The organism is Prauserella marina, from assembly GCF_002240355.1.
Classification (GTDB): Bacteria; Actinomycetota; Actinomycetes; order Mycobacteriales; family Pseudonocardiaceae; genus Prauserella_A; species Prauserella_A marina.
Genome location: NZ_CP016353.1, coordinates 1,209,919 through 1,227,936, shown reverse-complemented (window position 1 = coordinate 1,227,936; position 18,018 = coordinate 1,209,919). Strand labels below are relative to the sequence as shown.

Annotated in this window: 24 protein-coding genes; 20 read left to right on the top strand and 4 right to left on the bottom strand. The window is 68.4% G+C overall.

What is annotated here, in order from left to right; translation table 11 throughout:
• Positions 1-60: 60 nt before the first annotated feature.
• The 13 genes from BAY61_RS05650 to amaP all read left to right on the top strand — a co-directional run bounded on the left by BAY61_RS05650 (position 61) and on the right by amaP (position 8,378).
• A complete protein-coding gene (locus BAY61_RS05650) occupies positions 61-1,341 on the top strand; it encodes an NAD(P)/FAD-dependent oxidoreductase (RefSeq protein ID WP_091799355.1) in 1,281 nt (426 codons plus the stop codon).
• Complete coding sequence (locus BAY61_RS05645; protein WP_420848745.1) at positions 1,338-2,066, top strand: DUF1365 domain-containing protein; 729 nt, start codon at positions 1,338-1,340, stop codon at positions 2,064-2,066. The genes BAY61_RS05650 and BAY61_RS05645 overlap by 4 nt, the downstream gene beginning before the upstream one ends.
• Complete coding sequence (locus tag BAY61_RS05640) at positions 2,063-3,343, top strand: SAM-dependent methyltransferase (protein WP_091799352.1); 1,281 nt, start codon at positions 2,063-2,065, stop codon at positions 3,341-3,343. The genes BAY61_RS05645 and BAY61_RS05640 overlap by 4 nt, the downstream gene beginning before the upstream one ends.
• A gap of 51 nt (positions 3,344-3,394) precedes the next feature.
• On the top strand, positions 3,395-3,985 hold the full coding sequence (gene sigK / locus BAY61_RS05635) for an ECF RNA polymerase sigma factor SigK (protein ID WP_091799349.1): 591 nt from the start codon (positions 3,395-3,397) through the stop codon (positions 3,983-3,985).
• Positions 3,982-4,743: an anti-sigma factor gene (locus BAY61_RS05630; protein ID WP_091799346.1), complete on the top strand. Its 762-nt coding sequence runs from the start codon at positions 3,982-3,984 to the stop codon at positions 4,741-4,743. Before sigK ends, BAY61_RS05630 begins: the two co-directional genes overlap by 4 nt.
• Before the next feature lie 288 nt (positions 4,744-5,031).
• Positions 5,032-5,496, top strand: coding sequence for an Asp23/Gls24 family envelope stress response protein (locus BAY61_RS05625; protein WP_091800690.1), 465 nt, complete (start codon positions 5,032-5,034; stop codon positions 5,494-5,496).
• A 50-nt stretch (positions 5,497-5,546) separates the two neighbouring features.
• The gene (locus tag BAY61_RS05620) at positions 5,547-6,011 is read left to right on the top strand and encodes an Asp23/Gls24 family envelope stress response protein (RefSeq protein WP_091799343.1); all 465 of its coding nucleotides are present in this window, start codon (positions 5,547-5,549) and stop codon (positions 6,009-6,011) included.
• Positions 6,012-6,014: 3 nt separating this feature from the next.
• Positions 6,015-6,311, top strand: coding sequence for a hypothetical protein (locus BAY61_RS05615; protein WP_091799340.1), 297 nt, complete (start codon positions 6,015-6,017; stop codon positions 6,309-6,311).
• Positions 6,312-6,366: 55 nt separating this feature from the next.
• Positions 6,367-6,642 (top strand): hypothetical protein, encoded by a 276-nt coding sequence (locus BAY61_RS05610; RefSeq protein ID WP_245865827.1) that lies wholly within the window; start codon positions 6,367-6,369, stop codon positions 6,640-6,642.
• Positions 6,643-6,666: 24 nt separating this feature from the next.
• Entirely contained in the window at positions 6,667-6,843 is a 177-nt protein-coding gene (locus BAY61_RS05605; protein ID WP_091799337.1) for a hypothetical protein, read from the top strand.
• Between the two features lie 2 nt (positions 6,844-6,845).
• Positions 6,846-7,223: an Asp23/Gls24 family envelope stress response protein gene (locus BAY61_RS05600; RefSeq protein ID WP_091799334.1), complete on the top strand. Its 378-nt coding sequence runs from the start codon at positions 6,846-6,848 to the stop codon at positions 7,221-7,223.
• A gap of 19 nt (positions 7,224-7,242) precedes the next feature.
• Positions 7,243-7,779: a DUF6286 domain-containing protein gene (locus BAY61_RS05595; protein WP_091799331.1), complete on the top strand. Its 537-nt coding sequence runs from the start codon at positions 7,243-7,245 to the stop codon at positions 7,777-7,779.
• Positions 7,776-8,378 carry an alkaline shock response membrane anchor protein AmaP gene (gene amaP, locus BAY61_RS05590; protein ID WP_091799328.1) on the top strand — a complete coding sequence of 201 codons (603 nt, stop codon included), beginning with the start codon at positions 7,776-7,778 and terminating at the stop codon, positions 8,376-8,378. The genes BAY61_RS05595 and amaP overlap by 4 nt, the downstream gene beginning before the upstream one ends.
• Before the next feature lie 14 nt (positions 8,379-8,392).
• On the opposite strand, the gene BAY61_RS05585 is transcribed toward amaP, so the two are convergent.
• The 4 genes from BAY61_RS05585 to BAY61_RS05570 form a co-directional block, all read right to left on the bottom strand.
• A complete protein-coding gene (locus BAY61_RS05585; protein WP_091799326.1) occupies positions 8,393-9,040 on the bottom strand; it encodes a hypothetical protein in 648 nt (215 codons plus the stop codon).
• Between the two features lie 37 nt (positions 9,041-9,077).
• Positions 9,078-9,905 carry an alpha/beta fold hydrolase gene (locus BAY61_RS05580; protein ID WP_091800685.1) on the bottom strand — a complete coding sequence of 276 codons (828 nt, stop codon included), beginning with the start codon at positions 9,903-9,905 and terminating at the stop codon, positions 9,078-9,080.
• A gap of 156 nt (positions 9,906-10,061) precedes the next feature.
• The gene (locus BAY61_RS05575) at positions 10,062-10,946 is read right to left on the bottom strand and encodes a sigma-70 family RNA polymerase sigma factor (RefSeq protein ID WP_091799323.1); all 885 of its coding nucleotides are present in this window, start codon (positions 10,944-10,946) and stop codon (positions 10,062-10,064) included.
• A gap of 67 nt (positions 10,947-11,013) precedes the next feature.
• Positions 11,014-11,787: an AraC family transcriptional regulator gene (locus BAY61_RS05570; protein ID WP_091799320.1), complete on the bottom strand. Its 774-nt coding sequence runs from the start codon at positions 11,785-11,787 to the stop codon at positions 11,014-11,016.
• A gap of 71 nt (positions 11,788-11,858) precedes the next feature.
• On the opposite strand from BAY61_RS05570, the gene BAY61_RS05565 reads away from it, so the two are divergent.
• The 7 genes from BAY61_RS05565 (at position 11,859) to BAY61_RS05535 (ending at position 17,986) form a co-directional block, all read left to right on the top strand.
• Complete coding sequence (locus BAY61_RS05565; RefSeq protein WP_211323462.1) at positions 11,859-13,046, top strand: MFS transporter; 1,188 nt, start codon at positions 11,859-11,861, stop codon at positions 13,044-13,046.
• 144 nt (positions 13,047-13,190) lie between these two features.
• Positions 13,191-13,541, top strand: coding sequence for a DoxX family protein (locus tag BAY61_RS05560; RefSeq protein ID WP_091799314.1), 351 nt, complete (start codon positions 13,191-13,193; stop codon positions 13,539-13,541).
• 351 nt (positions 13,542-13,892) lie between these two features.
• Positions 13,893-14,117 (top strand): DUF397 domain-containing protein, encoded by a 225-nt coding sequence (locus BAY61_RS05555; RefSeq protein ID WP_091799311.1) that lies wholly within the window; start codon positions 13,893-13,895, stop codon positions 14,115-14,117.
• A 268-nt stretch (positions 14,118-14,385) separates the two neighbouring features.
• Positions 14,386-15,558, top strand: coding sequence for a DUF418 domain-containing protein (locus BAY61_RS05550; protein ID WP_091799307.1), 1,173 nt, complete (start codon positions 14,386-14,388; stop codon positions 15,556-15,558).
• A 4-nt stretch (positions 15,559-15,562) separates the two neighbouring features.
• The gene (locus tag BAY61_RS05545) at positions 15,563-16,762 is read left to right on the top strand and encodes a sensor histidine kinase (RefSeq protein ID WP_091799304.1); all 1,200 of its coding nucleotides are present in this window, start codon (positions 15,563-15,565) and stop codon (positions 16,760-16,762) included.
• Positions 16,759-17,406, top strand: a complete 648-nt coding sequence (locus BAY61_RS05540) for a response regulator (RefSeq protein ID WP_091799301.1) — start codon at positions 16,759-16,761, stop codon at positions 17,404-17,406. The genes BAY61_RS05545 and BAY61_RS05540 overlap by 4 nt, the downstream gene beginning before the upstream one ends.
• Before the next feature lie 52 nt (positions 17,407-17,458).
• The gene (locus BAY61_RS05535) at positions 17,459-17,986 is read left to right on the top strand and encodes a methylated-DNA--[protein]-cysteine S-methyltransferase (RefSeq protein WP_091799298.1); all 528 of its coding nucleotides are present in this window, start codon (positions 17,459-17,461) and stop codon (positions 17,984-17,986) included.
• Positions 17,987-18,018 lie beyond the last annotated feature (32 nt).

Below are 18,018 nucleotides of genomic sequence, written 5' to 3'. Positions count from 1 at the left end.
TGTGTCTTCCATCACATTCGATTGGGCAGTCCGGCAACCGGTCCGCTCCGAACGCCGGGTATGCAGTCGCACGACCCCACGAAACCCACCGTCGCCGTCATAGGCGCGGGGGTGTCCGGACTGACGGCGGCCTATCTGCTTCGCAAGACTCACAGGGTGTTGTTGTTCGAAGCCGACGACCGGCTCGGCGGACACGCGCACACCCACGAGGTAGTGACCGGCGACGGCTCCGCCATCGGCGTGGACAGCGGCTTCATCGTCCACAACGACCGCACCTACCCGCAGCTCACCCGGCTCTTCTCCGAGCTGGGAGTGCCAACTCAGGACACGGAGATGTCGATGAGCGTGAGCTGTGCGGGGTGCGGTCTCGAATATGCGGGCGCGAAGAGGCTGGGCGGCCTCTTCGCACAACCGGCCAATCTCGCGAAGCCGGTTTACCTGCGGCTGCTCGCCCAGGTGCGAGCCTTTCACCGGGCGGCCAACCGGTTGCTCGACGATCCCCGCGCGCCCGCTCCCGGCATGACCATCGGAGAATTCCTCGCCAGGGGCCGATACTCGCATTACTTCACGGAGCACTTCGCCCTACCGCTGGTGAGTGCCGTGTGGTCGGCGGGACCTCGGATCAGCGGTCACTACCCGGCACGCTATCTGTTCGAGTTCCTTCGCAACCATGGAATGTTGAGCGTGGGCGGCTCACCACGGTGGCGCACTGTCGTCGGCGGTTCGCGCCGCTATGTGGATCTGCTCGCGAAAAACCTGCCGTTCGTGAGAACCGATACTCCGGTGAGAGCGGTGTCGCGCGGGCACGACGGCGTGCAGGTCAGAACCGTAGCCGACGAGGTGTACCCGGCGGACAAAGTGGTACTCGCCACTCACGCCGACGACGCGCTGCGGCTGCTGGACTCCCCGACGCCGGCCGAGAGCGGCACGCTGGGCGCGTTCGGCTACTCCGACAACGAGGCCGTCCTGCACACCGACGCCGGCGTGTTGCCGAAGGCGCGGGGTGCGAGGGCGTCGTGGAACTACGCGAAGCCGGGTTGCTCTGCCAACACGGACCGGATGGTGGTCAGCTACGACATGAACCGCCTGCTACGGCTGGCCGAGCCCGCCGACTACGTGGTGTCCCTGGGCGCAGCCGGGTTCGACGAGCGGACCGTGCTCGCGAGGACGGCATACCGGCATCCCGTGTTCACCCCCGATTCGGTGGCAGCCTCGACGAGGCTTCCCGCGCTGAATACGGGAAGAACCGCGTTCGCCGGCGCCTACCACGGCTGGGGCTTTCACGAGGACGGCTGCGCCTCGGGGGTGCGCGCCGCGGAATCGTTCGGAGCACGCTGGTGATCGCGGCACCCGCGTTGTACGAGGCGACGGTCGGCCACACCAGGCACATCGACGTCGGCGGCGGTTTCCGGCACCGGCTCTACCTGTGGCTGGTGGACATCGACGAGCTACCGCGGCTGCCGTGGTGGCTACGGCCGTTCACTCGCTTCGACGCGCGCGATCATCTCGGCCGCCGAGGCGCGCCGATCCGGCGCGGCCTCAGCGCCTGGCTCTACGAGCACGGTGTCCGGATCGGTGAGGGCAGGGTGCTCATGCTCGCGCATGCGAGGGTGCTCGGCCACGTGTTCAACCCGCTCACCGTCTACTGGTGCTTCGGTGAGGACGGCCGCCAGCGCTGTGTCGTGGCCGAGGTGCACAACACCTACGGCGAGGCACAGCGCTATCTGCTCTTCCCTGGAGAAGACGGCTTCGCCGAGGCGAGCAAACGGTTCTACGTGTCACCTTTCCTTCCCAGCAGGGGCACCTACCGGATGTGGCTCCCCTGCCCTGGCGAACGGCTCGATCTGAGAGTGGAGCTGCACTCCGAAGAAGGGCCGCTGCTCACCGCGACACTGGAAGGCACCCGGCGGCGAGCGAGTATCCGGAACATCGGCACGACGCTGCTGCGACACCCACTGGTCCCGCAACGGGTTTCGGCGCTCATCCGCGCACATGGTGTGGCGCTGTGGGCGCGCGGCGCCCCCTCCGTCGCCCACACGAAAAACGCAGCCGAGGAGAACAGATGAGCGTCATCGATGCCGAGACCCGGCTGGCTGTACCGCCACGCGAGCCGGATCACGGTCCACCGTGGGAGCAGCTCGGCCCTCCCCCGCACGCGCCGCTCAGGGCCGCGATCGCAGAGCGCGCCTTCCGGCACGCGGTTCGCTCGTTGCCCGTACAAATCGCGCTGGCCGGTGGCGAGCGGCTCGGCACCGGCGAGTCCGGCTCACCGTTGATGCGCGTCCACCGGCCGGCCGCGTTCTTCCACCGGCTGGGCCACGACGGCAAGATCGGGTTCGGCGAGGCATATCTCGCGGGTGACTGGACCAGCCCCGAGCCTGCCGAACTGCTCACCCCGTTCGCGGCGAAGATGGCCGACCTCATTCCCCGGCCATTACAGGCGTTCCGCGGATTCGTCGACACGAACCGGCCGGCGAGCGAGCGCAACACCGAGCGGGGAGCCCGCGAGAACATCCGGCGGCACTACGACTTCTCCAACACCTTCTTCGCCTCGTTCCTCGACCCGGCCATGACCTACTCGGGCGCGCCGCTCTGTCCTGGTGGCGATCTCGCGGAGGCCCAGGACCGCAAGCTCGCGGCGGTGCTCGACCTCGCAGGGGTGCGGGAGGGCAGCAGGTTGCTGGAGATCGGAACCGGCTGGGGTTCACTCGCGGTCGTGGCAGCAGGCAGGGGCGCACACGTCACCACACTCACGCTGTCGGCAGAGCAGCGGAAGCTGGCGGAGGAACGGATCGCCCGCGCGGGCCTCGCCGACCGCGTCGATATCCGGCTGAGGGACTACCGGGAGGAGCATGGCCGCTACGACGCCGTGGTGAGCGTCGAGATGATCGAAGCCGTCGGCGCACAGTACTGGCCGACGTTCTTCCGGCAGCTCGACCGGTTGCTGCTACCGGGAGGTAAAGCCGCGGTGCAAGCGATCACGATGCCGCACGACCGCCTGCTGGCCACCCGTGAATCCCAGACGTGGATCCACAAGTACGTGTTCCCCGGTGGACAGCTCCCTTCGGTGAAGGTGATCGAGCGCAACGTCGCGGCCAACACCGGCATGACACTCGTCGAGCGGCGTGCCTTCGGTTCGGGATACGCCGAGACACTGCGCCAGTGGCGGCAGCGACTGAACGCGAACTGGCCGGTCTACTGGGCAGGAGACGGCCGGCCAGGCACCGACGGCGAACTCCCCCGGCGAATGTGGGAGTTCTATCTCGCCTACAGCGAGGCCGGGTTCCGGTCCGGCTACCTCGACGTCTGCCAGTTCGGCCTGCACAAACCGGTATCCCGATGAACAATGCAGCGGCGGTGCAGGCGCACCCCCGCACCGAGGAGATGATCACTGGTGGCTGATGAGGCTCCCGTCGCCGGTACGGCGCAAGGTCAGCCACCTTCCGACCCTCAGGCTCTGCTCGTCGAGGTCGGCAGGGGTGACGAGCGTGCGTTCGAACAGCTCTACGACCTCATCGCGAGGCCGGTGTTCGGCCTCGTGCAGCGGATCGTGCGCAATGCCGCCCAATCGGAAGAGGTCACCCAGGAGATCCTGGTTCAGGTGTGGCGGACGGCAACGCATTACCGGCCGGACAAGGGAAGTGCGATGACCTGGGTGCTCACGCTCGCACACCGGCGAGCCGTCGACAGAGTCAGATCCGAACAGTCGGCGACCGAGCGGGAGACGAAAGCGGGTTCCCGCTCGGCGGAGCGCTCGTTCGACGAGGTCAGCGAATCGGTGCTGGCGAGGTTCGAGCAGCGGCAGGTACGGCGCTGTCTGGCGACGCTGACCGACCTTCAGCGCGAATCGGTGCTGCTGACCTACTACCGCGGATACACCTACCGCGAGGCCGCTTCGCTGCTCGATTCCCCGCCTTCCACGGTGAAGACCCGGCTGCGGGACGGCCTGATCCGGCTTCGCGACTGCTTGCGGGTGGGCTCATGAACCACGACTTCCCCACCCTCACCGGCGCCTACGCCGTCAACGCGCTCACCGGGCGGGAACGCGCCGAGTTCGAGCACCATCTCGCGGACTGCGACGAATGTGCGAGCGAGGTCGAGGAATTGCGCGCGACCGCGGCGAAGCTCGGCGCCGCCGTCTCCGCCGAGCCACCCGAGCAACTGCGAGCACGGGTGCTCTACGACGTCGCCCACACTCGTCAGGAACCACCGTCCGAGGAGCAGCCGAGGGTGTCCGGCCGCGCCGCCTCACGGTGGCGAGGATGGGCGACGAAGGCGGCCGTCGCCGCCGCTGTCGTCGGCATCGCGCTCGCCGCGGTCTTCGGAGGCATCGCGCTGCGCCAGCACAACGAACTGCGGCAGGCGGAGCAGCGCATCGAACAGGCCGGAACCCGAGGGGCCGACATGGCCGCTGTACTGCATGCGAGCGATGTCCGTGTGCTGCACAGCGCGGGAGACGGGACGGCGGCGACCGTCGTCGTGTCGGCGGAACTCGGCAAGGCGGTCTTCCTCGGCGAACGGCTGCCGACCGTGCCGGAAGACCGCGTGTACCAGTTGTGGGCGATGGGCCCTTCCGGCGCACACTCGCTCGGTGTACTCGCCGGGACGGATGCCGGAGCGGCGCAACCCGTCGTCGGAGATCTGCCGGAGGACACCACGGCGCTCGGGCTGACGGCGGAGCCCTCCGGTGGCTCGCCCCAGCCGACCAGCGATCCGATCATGCAGATGGCGTTGCGGAGTTGATGGTGGTCGGCGAGACCGGTTCGTGGCGAGCGACGGCGGCACGGGAGCATGATCGAATCAGCCACCGCGAAACCCGGCATGCTGGAGGTGAGCGAGCACGCGGTCGCGCTTCAGCGGAAAGCGGGGCTCGCACCGCTAGTGTCGCGGGTACACGCGGTTCCCACAGGCACCATCGCGGTGGCCGGCACAAGAGAAAACGGGAACCGGCCGTGGCGCTGTGCCACGGCAGCGAAAGAACAAGAGCGAAAACCACAATTACAGCAACTGCGGATGAGGAGAGCCAGCACGATGACCAGCAGCACACCCGCGAAGGCCGGCGCGGACCGCACGGCAGGAGAAGCCCACGAACCGGGCACCAGCGTGCTGTTGACGAGTCAGGGAACCACCACGATCGCCAGTACCGTGGTACGTCAGATCGCGGGGCTCGCAGCTCGTGAGGTGCCGGGAGTGCACGCACTCGGCAGCGGGGCCGCACGCGCCTTCGGCGCGTTGCGGGAACGGGTTCCCGGCGGCGGTTCCAGCGCCGCACAGGGCGTTTCGGTCGAGGTCGGCGACAAGCAGGCCGCTGTCGACCTCAGGGTGGTCGTCGAGTACGGGACGCCCATTCCCGCGCTGGCCCGCACCGTGCGGGCCAACATCATCACCGCCATCGAGCAGATGACCGGCCTTGAGGTCGTCGAGGTCAACATCGCCGTCGAGGACATTCACCTCGCCGACGACGGCGAGCAGGAGACGACCAGCCGCGTCGCCTGACCGTCACACGCGGACGGGCGGCCACCGACAACACGAGAAGGAGCGGCTTCATGGCACAGAACAGCACGACCAAACCCGACAACACTCCGGCTCCCAGAAACGAGGCGGCCGCCGCGCTGAACGAGGAGGGCAGCGTCGGCAAGACCACGATCTCCTCCGCGGTGGTACAGAAGGTCGCGGGCATCTCGGCCCGCGAGGTATCCGGCGTGCACGCGCTCGGTGGCGGTGTGTCCAGGGCTTTCGGCGCGATCAGGGAACGGATTCCCGGATCGGGCACCGTGACCACGTCCGGGGTGTCGGTCGAGGTCGGCGAGAAGCAGGCCGCTGTCGACCTCGACATCGTCGTCGAATACGGCGCTCGTATCGTGGACGTCGCCAAGGCGGTCCGCCGCAACGTGATTTCCACCGTCGAGCAGATCACCGGGTTGGATGTCATCGAGGTGAACATCGCCGTCAACGACATCCACCTTCCCGAGGACGATGACTACCAGGAGAACAGCTCCCGCGTGGAGTAAGGCATGAACTCACTCGCTCGACTCGCCGACGCCATCGCCGAAGCACTCGGCACTCACCCTTCGGTGGTGAGTCTCGACGGTGGCGAGCACGGGGGGCTGGCGACCTACCTGCCGCGCAGGAAGGTCGTCGGTGTCAGGGTGACCGGCGAAGGTGAACCCGTCGGCATCGGGGTGGTACTGCGGCTCGGTGAGCCGTTTCCCGCCGTGGCGGATCAATTGCGCGAGCTGGTCCGCGACATCGCGGGCGATGTGCGGGTCGACGTCACGATCGCCGACGTGCGGCCTGCCGAACCCGGCTAGGCCGTGTGGCCACGACCTGGTCCTTTGCGGACAGTGAAGCGGGAGAACTACGACGGTGACAGCCGACCCGGATCAGGTGGCGGAACTTCGCGCGCGACGCGCGGAGTTCCGCCGCTACGTCAAGGAAAACCATCCGGACGTCGGCGGCGATCCCGATGAGTTCGTCGCAGGCATCGCCAGGTTTCGCGAGGAAACCACCGCGGCACCGTCCGAGCGGGACAGGTTCGAGGCGCCGGTAGTGTTCACCTCCCGTCCGACGGGAGTCACCGGTGCGGCAGTACGAGTCGCGCGGTGGTGGCGGAAGAGAAGACGACCACCCCGCGTGCGCTGATCTCACACACGAGGAGCCACAACGATGAACGCAACCCAGACCGGTCTACTCGCGGGTCTCGTGCTTGGTCTGGCGGCCACCCAAAGCTTCACGGCGTTCCTCATCACGCTCGCCGTAGGCGTCATCGGACTTGTCGTCGGCAGGGTGCTCGACGGCGAGCTCGATCTCTCCGACATGTTCGGCAAGGGCAGGGACAAGTGACCATGACGGCGCCGGAACGGCCGTCCAGGGCGGACACCGATCCCGCCGAGCGTGGCACGTTGCAGATCGCGCCCTCTGTCGTCAGGAAGATCGCCGAGCGGGTCGCCGATCAGATCGAAGGCACCGCGCCGGTGGAACGCCGGATCGCCGGTGTCGGCGTGGGGCACCGCGGCGCCAGCGTGAAGGTGAGCGGGAGCGGCAGCGACGTCGACCTGACGATCGATCTGGCACTGCACTATCCGGCCGAGGTTCGGTCGGTGGTCGACGCCGTCCGCGCCGCGGTGACCGACGAGGTGCGGCGGGTGACCTCCTACCGGGTGCGCGGGGTGAATGTCACCGTGTCCGCCCTGGTACCCGAGGCGCACTCCCGGGTGCACTGACAACGTTTCAGGAGAAGCTGTGCGAGTTCTCGTCCGACTCCTGTCCGCACTGCTGGGGCTCGCGGTCGCGGGCGCGGGCGCCCTGCTGGCGCTGGAGGTCGGCTGGCAGTGGTGGCGGCCCTCAGCCGTGCCGCTCGTCCTGCCGTGGCCGGAGTGGAAGGAGACACTGGCCACCGTGAGCTGGAACTCCGCGGCGGTGAGGATCACCGCCGCTCTCATCGGCGTCGCCGGCGTCGTTCTGCTCGTTGTCGCCGGACTGGCAAGGCGACGCGATGTGGCTTTCGCCGATCCCGCCGACGAGGTGACCGTGACGACGTCTCCACGTTCGCTGGCGAGGGTCGTCGGCCAGCACGTCAGGGCACACGACAACGTCACGGCGGCCTCGGTGACGGCCACCGCCCGCAAGGTCAGGGTCAGGGCGGTCAGCACGTTCACCTCCGAGCGGGAACTGCGCCCTGAACTGCTCGACTCGGTCGCGACGCTGCTGGGCGATCTGCCGCTGGCGAGGCAGCCGAAACTGTCGGTCGTCGTCGATTCACCGAAGGACCGCCGATGACGAAATCCGTATCAGCCAAAGCCGTCGCCCGCTCCTACCGCACGGAACGCGCGCTCACCCTCACCGTCGGCGTGCTCGCGCTGCTGCTGGGCGCGGGGGTCAGCGCGCTCGGGCTCGGCTGGTTCGGCACGTACCGGGCTCAGCGGCCCGTTCTCGACCCGATCGCGCTCGACTGGCTCGGCAGGCAACAGCCGACCGTGTTGAGGGTGCTCGTGATCGTCGTGGGCGTCGTGCTGCTCGGTTTCGGACTGTGGTGGTTCGTGCGCTCACTCAGTCCCGAACGCCATCCCAACATCGAACTCGACCGAGGCGAGGGCACCTCGCTCACGGTGACGTCCGGCGCCGTCACCCACGCGATCGAAGCGGACGCCGAAAGGATCGACGGTGTCGACCGGGCCCGCGTCCACGTCGTCGGCGACCGGGAAGATCCAGCGCTGCGGCTGCACCTGTGGCTTCGCGAAGGCACCGACCTGCGGCAAGTGTGGGCCGACGTCGACGACAGCGTGCTCACCAGGGCCCGCGAGGCGCTGGGGGTGCGGACGCTGCCGACCGCCGTACGGCTGGAACTGGGCGCAGCGCGACGCCAGCGCGTGCGCTGACCCGCGCCGCCTGGTCAGCTCCAGCCGCGGCCCAGCCACGCCTCCGCCGCGTCGCCGACGGGAAACTCCGGCTCGGGTAAGCATCCGGCGATCAGTTGCTCGACCAGGTCGAGCGCGTCCTCGCGCATGCTGGAAACGGGAACATGGTGGGCTATCTCGGCGAACTCGCCGGAGACCAGTTCGGCCATGGCGAATTCGGTGACGTGACCTTCCGGGTGCGAGGCCCGTTCGGCCACCCCGGCCGCCCTTCTGACCACGTGCGCGATGAGCTCGGGATGGACGCCACTCCAGTGCACGGGCGCAGGGTCGTCGGACATCGCCCTGTCGAGACAACGCAACGTGTAGCCGAGCTCCCCGGCATCGGCGGCCGAGCGCAACGGGCCCATCGCCCACAGCATGCCCGCCCAGCCAGCCAGCGGCGAATGCGCCAGCCAGCGACACGGGTAACGGCGGGAACGCCAGTCGGCCAGCAACAACAGCCGTTGCCGCTCCCTGCCGTCGTTCTCGGTACCGGCAACGCGTTTGGCCAGCCTGGCCAAGTACACCCGCTGGTTGTCGACGACGAGTTCGGCGACCGTGTTGATCACGGCGATCACGAGCGGTGAGCCCGCCCTGATCGGCCTGCCTCGGGAAGCACCCGGATCCGGCAGCCGCGACACCATGTCTCACGCCTCCTCGCGTCAATACCCCGTCGCTGTTTCACGCGTTGAGGAAATCCAGCAGGTCCTTGTTGAACCGCTCCTTGTCACCAGGGACCAGCGAAATCCCGTGCGAGCCACCTTCGTAGACCTTGAGCGTCGCATCGGGTATCAGCGCTACCGCCTTTCGGGCGGTGGCATCGATCGGCACGATCTGGTCGTCGTCGCCGTGCACGATCAGGGTCGGGATGTCGAACTTCTTCAGGTCCTCGGTGAAGTCGGTCCTCGCGAAGGCGTCGACGCAGGCCACCCCGGCCTTGATGCCTTCGTGCATCGCCATGAACCAGAAAGCGTCCCTGTTTCCCTTGGTGACGGTGTTGCCTGGCCGGTTCGCGCCGAAGAATCCCTCGGAGGTGTCCTGCCAGAACTGGGACCGTTCCCGCAGGATCCCACTCTTGAGGTCCTCGAACACCTCGGCTGGAACACCCTCGGGGTTGCCCTCGGTCTTGAGCATCAGGGGCGGGATCGCGGAGAGCAGCACCACCTTGCCGACCCTGCCCGTGCCGTGCCTTCCGACGTACCTGCTGACCTCCCCTCCGCCCATCGAGTGGGCGACCAGGGTGACGTCTCGCAGGTCGAGTTGCAGGATCAGGTCGTTGAGATCGTCGGCGAACGTGTCGAAGTCGTAGCCGTTCCACGGCTGGCTCGACCTGCCGTGTCCTCTCCGGTCGTGCGCGATGCCGCGAAATCCATTGTCGGCGACGCATTTGAGCTGGTCGTCCCACGCGTCGGCGTTGAGCGGCCAGCCATGGCTGAACACGACAGGACTGCCGGTCCCCCAGTCCTTGTAGTAAATCTCCACACCGTCACGTGTCGTGAAGTACGCCATGGTCCCCTCCGCGAGCGCGCCGCCTTCGCCTGCTTTCCGAATCGTCGAAAATGCGGGAGGCAGCCGCAACACGGACCACCCACGGGGTGCACACGTTTCCCACCGGATCCCTGTGCACCGCGAGCACCAGAAGGTCCTATGTAGACAGAGAGCGCATCAATCCCTGAAACCGGTGAGATCGAAATTCACGAGCCGCTCGGGGTCGGCGATGACCTCGACCGTCGCGATCACACCTCCGGAGACCGTAAACGCCATGACGGCCAGCGGCCGGCCCTTGGCGATGACGACCGCACCCGCCGTGCCGTTGATGAGCGCGGGGCGCACGAACCTGGCGAGCGCGCTGAAGCTCGCCGCCTGACCGGCGACCGACCTCGCGCCCTCGATGTCGAGCGTGTGCCGCGCCCGCGCCACCCCTCCGTCGGAGCGCAGCACGACGTCGGGGGCGAGCACGGCGACGAGTGCGTCGAGGTCGCCCTCCCTCGCCGCGGCGAAGAATGCGTCGACGACGTCGCGCTGCTTGTCCCTGTCGGCGTCGGGCACGGGAGCCTGTTCCCGAACCCTTCGCCGGGCCCTGCTGGCGAGCTGCCGCGCGGCGGCGGGAGTGCGGTCGATCATGGGGCCGATGTCGTCGAACGGCACGGCGAACATGTCGTGCAAGACGAACGCGAGTCGCTCGGCGGGAGCGAGGGTGTCGAAGACGACGAGAAGAGCGAGCCCGACCGCGTCGGCGAGCAGCGCCCTGTGCTCGGGATCGTCGTCGTCTTCACGGCTGACGACCGGGTCGGGAAGCCGGGCGTCGAGCGGCTCCTCCTTCCGGGAGCGACGTGCGCGCAGGATGTTGAGACACACCCTGCCCACCACCGTGGTCAGCCACGCGACCGGTCGCTCCACCCGGCTGGTGTCGGCACCACTCGCCCGCAGCCACGCCTCTTGCAGAGCGTCATCGGCCTCGCTCAGGGAACCGAGCATCCGGTAGGCAACGGCCCGCAGCGTGGGACGATGGCTGTCGAACTGTTCGGCAAGCCAATCCTGCTGATTCACCGCGTCACGTTCCTCTCGCCGGATCCTCTTGGATCGTAGCCCGATCCGGTGATGGCACCGGCTACCGTCAGTCGGCGAAGTAGATCTTTGGTGTCGTGTCGAGAGTTCGGCGGAACATCGCGGTGAACGCACTCGGGGTGGAATATCCCGAGGCCGCCGCGACCGCGGTGACCGGCACGCCGCGTGCCAGCAGCCTGACGGCGTGCACGAGCCTCGCCTGCTGAACCCAGCGCGCGAGACTCATCCCGGTGGCGGAGGGAAATTTGCGTTGCAGGCTGCGCGGGCTCATGTGCGACAGTACCGCCGCGGCACCGGTCGTCCACGATTCGGCCGGAGAGCGCAAGATCTCGGAGCACAGCGATGCGAGCCCTGGATCGTCGGGCATCGGCAGATACAAGGCGGGCACCGGGTTCGGGGCAAGTTCGAGCAGCAGCAGTTCCATGATTTTGCCGTCCCTGCCCGCGCGATCGTATTCAACCGGTAGCCGGGTCGCCTCGTCGATGAGTTCTCTCAGCAACGGCGACACGGAAAGAACGGCGGGTTCGGCCGGCAGCGAGGCGACCGATTCCGGTTCGAAGTAGACGGTGCGCAACGCCACCGCGCCCGCGCACGTCATGCCATGACTCGTCCCCGCCGGGACCCAGGCGCCTCGCGTGGCGGGAACGACCCAGACACCATGGCCGGTCGTGACGGTGATGGCTCCCGTCGTCCCGTAGATGAGTTGTGCTCGCCTGTGCCGGTGGGCGGGGATGTGGTGCCCGTCCGGCAGGTCACGCGCCATCGCCGCGACCGGCCTCGGCACGTCCTGGTAGTCGTCGCGGTGTTCGCTCTTCCCGTACATGGCGCGTTCTCGACAGTTGATGGCGTGACCACGAAAGTATGCCACCGGCGACCGCTCTAACCTCGCCACATGTGAGTAGAACGACCCCCGTCACCTCCGGCCGGTCGGCCGGAAAGTTGACCATCGCATTGGCCGCGACGAGCGCCGTCACCGCCGCAAACGTGTATCTCAGCCAGCCGCTGCTCGGTGCGATCGCGGAGTCGCTCGACGCGACGCCCGGCGTGCTGGGTGCGCTGCCAACCGCGACCCAACTCGGCTACGCGGCAGGCATCCTCCTCGTCGTCCCCACCGGCGACAGCCGCGACCGGCGAAAACTCATTCTGCGGCTCGGGACCGCCTCGGCGGTCGCACTCATCGGCTGCGCGCTGGCGCCGACGGTGTGGTGGCTGATCACCGCGAGCCTCGTCGTCGGCCTGCTTTCCGCGATTCCCCAGCTCGTCACCCCGCTCGCCGTCGCACTCGCGGAGGGCAAGTCGAGCGGCAGGGTCGTCGGCGCCGTGCAGGCGGGTCTGCTCGTCGGAGTCCTCGCCTCGCGGGCCTACTCCGGAGCACTGGCCGACCTCGTGGGCTGGCGAGGCGTGTACGTGTGTTCCAGCGTGCTGACCCTTGGCCTCATGGCGGTCCTCGCACGCATGCTTCCCTCCGTTCCACCGACGAACGCGGGGACCTACCGCGCCGCGCTCGGCTCGCTACCCCGGCTCGCCGTCCAGCCGCTGGTCTGGCGAGTGGTGAGTTCGGCGACCATGGTGGGGGTCGCCTTCGGGGCTTTTTGGACCACACTGACGTTCCTGCTGGCAGAACAGTACGGGTTCGGTTCGACCCAGATCGGTTTGTTCGGGCTGGTGGCGGCCGCCAGCGCCGTTGCCTCCCCATGGGCTGGACGGCTCGCCGATCGTGCGGGCAGGTTCGGTGCGATGGCCACGCTGATCGGCCTGGTCATCGTCGGCTGGCTGGTGCTGCTCCCAGGCGGGACCAATCTGTGGTGGCTCGTCGCGGGTGTGATCGTGCTGGACATCGGAGTGTGGGGCAATCAGGCGGCGTGCCAGGCGCTGTTGTTCACCCTCGACCCGGCGACCCACAACCGGCTGAACACCGTTTACTTCACGCTGCGCTTCCTCGGGATCGCCATGGGGTCGATGCTCGGACCACTGCTGTGGGTCGGCGGTGGCTGGCCAGCCGTCGTACTCGTAGGCGCGGCCTCGGCATTGGTGGGGCTGGTGCTGGGTGTGCTTCCGATGAGGCGAGAGCAGCCGCGGTAGCCGACCCGAGCTGATCGTCCCGCTGTTTGCCGCTTCGCGGTCACATTCGCGGCGACGCCCTCGTCGTAGGGGTAACCGACCGCGAACCGGAAGGAGCCGGACCATGAACCGTCGCGCCGGACAACTCAGCGGAGGCGACACCGGATGAATACGACGTACCTCGTGTGCGCGCTGGCCACGATCGTCGCCAACGCGAGCGCCGCGTTCGCCGACTTCGCCCGCGCGAGGTTCGTGGTGGCGAACGCGACCGAACTCGGCTTGAACACCTCGCTGATACCGGCATTGGGAGCCCTCAAGGCCGCGGGGGCTTGCGGGATGCTGCTCGGCGTACTCGGCATGCCGGTGATCGACATCGCCGCCGCGGCGGGGCTGGTGTTGTTCTTTTGCGGCGCGGTCGGGATCCACGTGCGCGAGCGCGTCTTCCGCGACATCGCACCGCCCATTGTCTACCTCGCGATGGCCGGGTCGTCGCTCGCGCTGGCGCTGGCAAACTGAGCAGACCGCATCAATAGTCCAATGTGGATTGCACAGATGTCCACTGTAGAGTCGTACCCTGACGGCCCGACCGCGAAAAACAGCCCTGGCCAATTGACCGTTATGTCTACTATTCTGGCGGCCGTGCGCGGGCAAGCCGTGCCCGTGTGTGCCGGTTCACCTGCCACCTGGTGGCCGACCGGACCGGCCGCGGCCCTCGGTGGCGTCGGCGGCACGTCGCCCCGCCACCGACCTCACCGAGGGCCGACCCACACGGCCACCGGCACAGCACTCGAACAGCCGCTTCCGTCCAGGCACCAACGTTGACATGCTCGGACGATCAGCACAGTCGGACGACACTGGAGTACCAGAATGCAGATTGCCGGGGCGGGCCCCATCGAATGGCGCAAGAGCAGCTTTTCCGGAGGCAACAGCGGCGGTGGGGGCAACTGCGTCGAGATGGCGGTGTTGCCTGACGACAGGATCGCGGTCCGCAACAGCAAGAACCCCGACGCGGGCATGGTGTTGTTCACCCGTTCCGAGATGGCCGCCTGGTTCGAGGGAGTCAGAGCCGGCGAGTTCGACGACCTCGCCTGAGCTGTTCCCGCACAGGAGAACAGGACCATCCTTTGAGGACGTAGCTGTGAGTTTCGGCGGCCGGCCGGGCCGGGCACGCCTGTCGGCTGCGGCACGCAGCCCCCAGCTGCGGACCTCGGTGACGCCAACGCGGAACTCGGCGGGCCGGGTGCGGAACTCGGCGGCTTGGCATCGGTCGATCGGTTGATGCGGCTGACCCGGCGGTGGAGGTCTCGAGCCCACCGATGGTTCGACGCCACGCCGCGCGCCACCGCCCAGGCTGGACGCCATGACCTTGCGCGAAGCCCTGCCTGGGCCAACGACATCCGGCGAGCGCGTACTCGCCCCCGACCTCGCCAGGGGCGCGCTGCTCGCCCTCATCGCGCTCGCCAACTCGGCGGTCTTCCTCCACGGACGGCCATACGGGCCCCGCCAGCACGTCATCGAGGACGGCCTGCTCGACCGGATCGTCAGCGTCATCACCGTGACGCTCGTCGACGGCCGCGCGTATCCCATGTTCGCGGCGCTGTTCGCCTACGGCCTCGTGCGGAACATGCGACGCCTGCGGGCGAGCGGCGTGCCCGAGCCGGATGCCACCCGAACGCTGCGCAGACGCAACCGCTGGCTCATCGGCTTCGGCTTCGTACACGCGGTGCTGTTGTTTCCCGGCGACGTTCTCGGCTTGTACGGGCTGCTCGGCTTCGCCGTACTCGCGCTGCTTCGCGCCTCGGACCGCACGCTGCTCCGCACGGCGGCGGCCTGGCTGCTCGTCGTCGCCACGGTCCAGGGCTTCGCTTACCTGACGCCCATCGCGAGCACGGAACGGAGCTTCTTCTGGTCGTTCGCCGTGACCGATCCCTTCGAGGCGCTGGCGCTGCGGCCGCTGGAATGGCTCATGACCCCGCTCGGCATGCTCGGCGTCGGCAGCGCCGCGCTGATCGGCGTGTGGGCGGCGAGGCGCGGCGTACTCGACGAACCACGAAACCACAGAGCCCTCCTGCGCCGGACGGCCGTCACCGGGCTGGCACTCGGCGTCGTGGGCGGACTGCCCATGGCATTGGCGGTCGGCGGCTTCTGGCACCCGGGCGGCGCCTACTGGTTGGCTTCTGCGGCACACGCGGTGTCCGGAGTCGCCGCCGGAATCGGCTACGGGGCGCTGGCCGGTTCGCTGGCCATCAAGCTGACCGGCCCGGGCAGGCAGGGCGCGCTCGTCACCGCGATCGTCGCCTGCGGCAGGCGTTCGCTGAGCTGCTACCTGTTCCAGTCGGTCGTGTTCGCGGTACTGCTGCTGCCCTTCACTCTCGGCCTCGGCGCGACCCTCGGCTCGGCCTCCGTCGCCATGGTCGCGCTGGGAACGTGGCTCGTCTCCGTGCTGCTCGCCGAGGTACTGCGGAGAGCGGGGAAGAACGGCCCCGCCGAGAACCTGCTGCGCGGGCTGACCTACCGCACCCTGCGACACTGACGGCGTGACCTCGGTGGAACAGGAGCACGGCATCCGGCAGGAACGCCGCTGGAACAAAGCGTGGGCACTGACGCCCTACGCGCTGCTCGGCATCGCCTGCGCCGTGTCGTTCACCGGCACCTCCCCTGGCAGGCCACACCAGCTCGGCACCATGGGCATCGTCGTCGTCCTCGTCGCGTGGCATGGCTGGTTCGTGGTCGCGCACCCTCGGTGGTGGGAACGCGCGACCACCTTGATGATCATCTATTTCGCCGGGTTGCTGGCGCTCACCGCGCTGCTGGTTTCGAGAAGCGGCGCCTTCCAGCTGTTCATCCCCGTCTGTTACGTGCTCGCCTTCGTCACCCTGCCAGGTCTGCTCGCCTACGCGGGAGTGATCGCCGCCAACCTCCCCTGGCTGGCATCGCCAAGTACCGAACCGCGGCAACTGCTGCTCAGCCTCGCGGTCGCCACCCCGCTCGCGGCACTGATCGGCTGGGCGATCAGGGGGATGGAACGAGAGGCCGTCCGGCGAAGGGAGACCAACGCGAGGCTCGTCGCCGTCGCGGCGGAAAACGCGGAGCTCCACCAGCTTCTGCTGGAGAAGGCGCGCGAGACCGGGATGACGGAGGAGCGCGCCAGGATGGCTCGCGAAATCCACGACACCGTCGCGCAAGGACTCACCGGTGTCGTGACGCAGCTCGAAGTCGCCGAGGAACTGTCAGCGGAAGGACCAGCGCGGGAGCGCATCGGTCTCGCGAGGGAACTCGCGAGGACGAGCCTTGTCGAGGTACGCCGGTCTATCGACGCGTTGCGGCCCGGCCCGCTTGAGGACGCGAGACTCGGTGAGGCGCTGGAGAAGACACTCGCCGCATGGCGGGACCAGCACGACATCGCCGCTTCCCTCACCGTGACGGGAACGCCCCGGCCCGCGCACGCGGAGGTCGAGGTCACGGTGCTGCGCGCGGCCCAGGAGGCACTGTCCAACGTGGGAAGGCACGCGCGAGCGACGAGAGTCGACCTCACACTGTCCTATATGGAGGATCTGATCGTGCTGGACGTTCGCGACGACGGCAAGGGATTCGACACGTCACGGGAGGGCGGGTTCGGGCTGCACGCGTTGCGCGAGCGCGTGCGGCGGCTCTCCGGCACGGTGGAGGTCGAGTCCGCTCAGCTGAAAGGCACGGCGGTCAGCGTCAGCCTTCCCATGATCGGCGCCGAATCGTGACACCGCTTCGGCTCGTGGTGATCGACGATCATCCCGTCGTGCGCGACGGGCTGCGCGCCATGCTCGGCACCCAAGCCGACTTCGAGATCGTGGGTGAAGCGGCGAGCGGCCAGGAGGCGCTGGCCGTGGTCGCGGCCACCGTTCCGGACGTGGCGCTGACCGATCTGCGCATGCCCGATCCCAGTGGCGCCGAGCTGATCCGGCTTCTCCTCGAAACGACGCCTGCCGTGAAGGTGCTCGTGCTGACCACACACGACACGGATTCCGACGTGTTGCCCGCCGTCGAGGCAGGTGCCATCGGCTACCTGCTCAAGGACGCGCCGAGGGAGGAACTGTTCAGGGCGGTGCGCGCGGCAGCCCGCGGCGAGACCGTGCTGTCCTCGTCGGTCGCCGCCCTGCTGTTGCGCAGGGTGCGCCCCGCGCACCGGCTCGCCGCGACCCCGCTGAGCGCGCGGGAACGCGAAGTGCTGGCGCTCGTGGCGCGAGGCAACACCAACAGGGAGACCGCGGCGATGCTCCACCTCAGCGAAGCGACCGTGAAGACTCACCTGCTGCACATCTACGCCAAACTGGAAGTGCCGGACAGGGCCTCGGCGGTCGCCTCGGCCTACCGGCTCGGAATTCTCGGCGGCGAAAGTGGCTGAGCCGGCCTCACACTCCTCGCAGCCGGTGCGTCTACCCGGCGAGGAGGCACTGATGACGACCACAACCAGCACAGCGCGGCACGCGCGCGTCGACAGCGCGCTGGGCGAGCTGACCCTTGTCGCCGACGGCGACGCGCTGACCGGCGTCTACTTCGAACGGCACTGGTATCCGCCCGAGGAGAACGCCATCGGCCCGCTCGTCGACGCGGCGGCCGATCCCCTTTTCGCCGAGGCGGCCGCCCAGCTCACGGACTACCTCGCCGGAGAGCGCACGGCGTTCACCGTGCCGGTCGCCACGCATGGCGACCCGTTCCAGGAACGCGTGTGGGCACTGCTTCGCGACATTCCCTACGGCACGACGACGACCTACGGCGACCTCGCGGAACAGCTCGGCGGCAGGTCACTGGCCCAGGTGGTCGGCAGGGCCGTCGGCAGGAACCCGCTGAGCATCGTCATCGCCTGTCACCGGGTCGTCGGCAAGGACGGTGGCCTCACCGGTTACGCCGGTGGCCTCGAACGCAAGCGCAGGCTGCTCGACCTGGAGCAGCCAAGCCCCGCCGAGGCGGGCAGGCTGTTCTGACCCGCACATCGAGCACGAACGACGAGGACCAG

Bases quoted from the DNA above. Each gene is read 5' to 3' on its own strand.
- BAY61_RS05650 (WP_091799355.1), top strand. From the start codon at position 61: ATGCAGTCGCACGACCCCACGAAACCCACCGTCGCCGTCATAGGCGCG.
- BAY61_RS05640 (WP_091799352.1), top strand. From the start codon at position 2,063: ATGAGCGTCATCGATGCCGAGACCCGGCTGGCTGTACCGCCACGCGAG.
- BAY61_RS05630 (WP_091799346.1), top strand. From the start codon at position 3,982: ATGAACCACGACTTCCCCACCCTCACCGGCGCCTACGCCGTCAACGCG.
- BAY61_RS05625 (WP_091800690.1), top strand. From the start codon at position 5,032: ATGACCAGCAGCACACCCGCGAAGGCCGGCGCGGACCGCACGGCAGGA.
- BAY61_RS05620 (WP_091799343.1), top strand. From the start codon at position 5,547: ATGGCACAGAACAGCACGACCAAACCCGACAACACTCCGGCTCCCAGA.
- BAY61_RS05615 (WP_091799340.1), top strand. From the start codon at position 6,015: ATGAACTCACTCGCTCGACTCGCCGACGCCATCGCCGAAGCACTCGGC.
- BAY61_RS05605 (WP_091799337.1), top strand. From the start codon at position 6,667: ATGAACGCAACCCAGACCGGTCTACTCGCGGGTCTCGTGCTTGGTCTG.
- BAY61_RS05600 (WP_091799334.1), top strand. From the start codon at position 6,846: ATGACGGCGCCGGAACGGCCGTCCAGGGCGGACACCGATCCCGCCGAG.
- amaP (WP_091799328.1), top strand. From the start codon at position 7,776: ATGACGAAATCCGTATCAGCCAAAGCCGTCGCCCGCTCCTACCGCACG.
- BAY61_RS05585 (WP_091799326.1), bottom strand. From the start codon at position 9,040: ATGGTGTCGCGGCTGCCGGATCCGGGTGCTTCCCGAGGCAGGCCGATC.
- BAY61_RS05580 (WP_091800685.1), bottom strand. From the start codon at position 9,905: ATGGCGTACTTCACGACACGTGACGGTGTGGAGATTTACTACAAGGAC.
- BAY61_RS05570 (WP_091799320.1), bottom strand. From the start codon at position 11,787: ATGTACGGGAAGAGCGAACACCGCGACGACTACCAGGACGTGCCGAGG.
- BAY61_RS05560 (WP_091799314.1), top strand. From the start codon at position 13,191: ATGAATACGACGTACCTCGTGTGCGCGCTGGCCACGATCGTCGCCAAC.
- BAY61_RS05555 (WP_091799311.1), top strand. From the start codon at position 13,893: ATGCAGATTGCCGGGGCGGGCCCCATCGAATGGCGCAAGAGCAGCTTT.
- BAY61_RS05550 (WP_091799307.1), top strand. From the start codon at position 14,386: ATGACCTTGCGCGAAGCCCTGCCTGGGCCAACGACATCCGGCGAGCGC.
- BAY61_RS05535 (WP_091799298.1), top strand. From the start codon at position 17,459: ATGACGACCACAACCAGCACAGCGCGGCACGCGCGCGTCGACAGCGCG.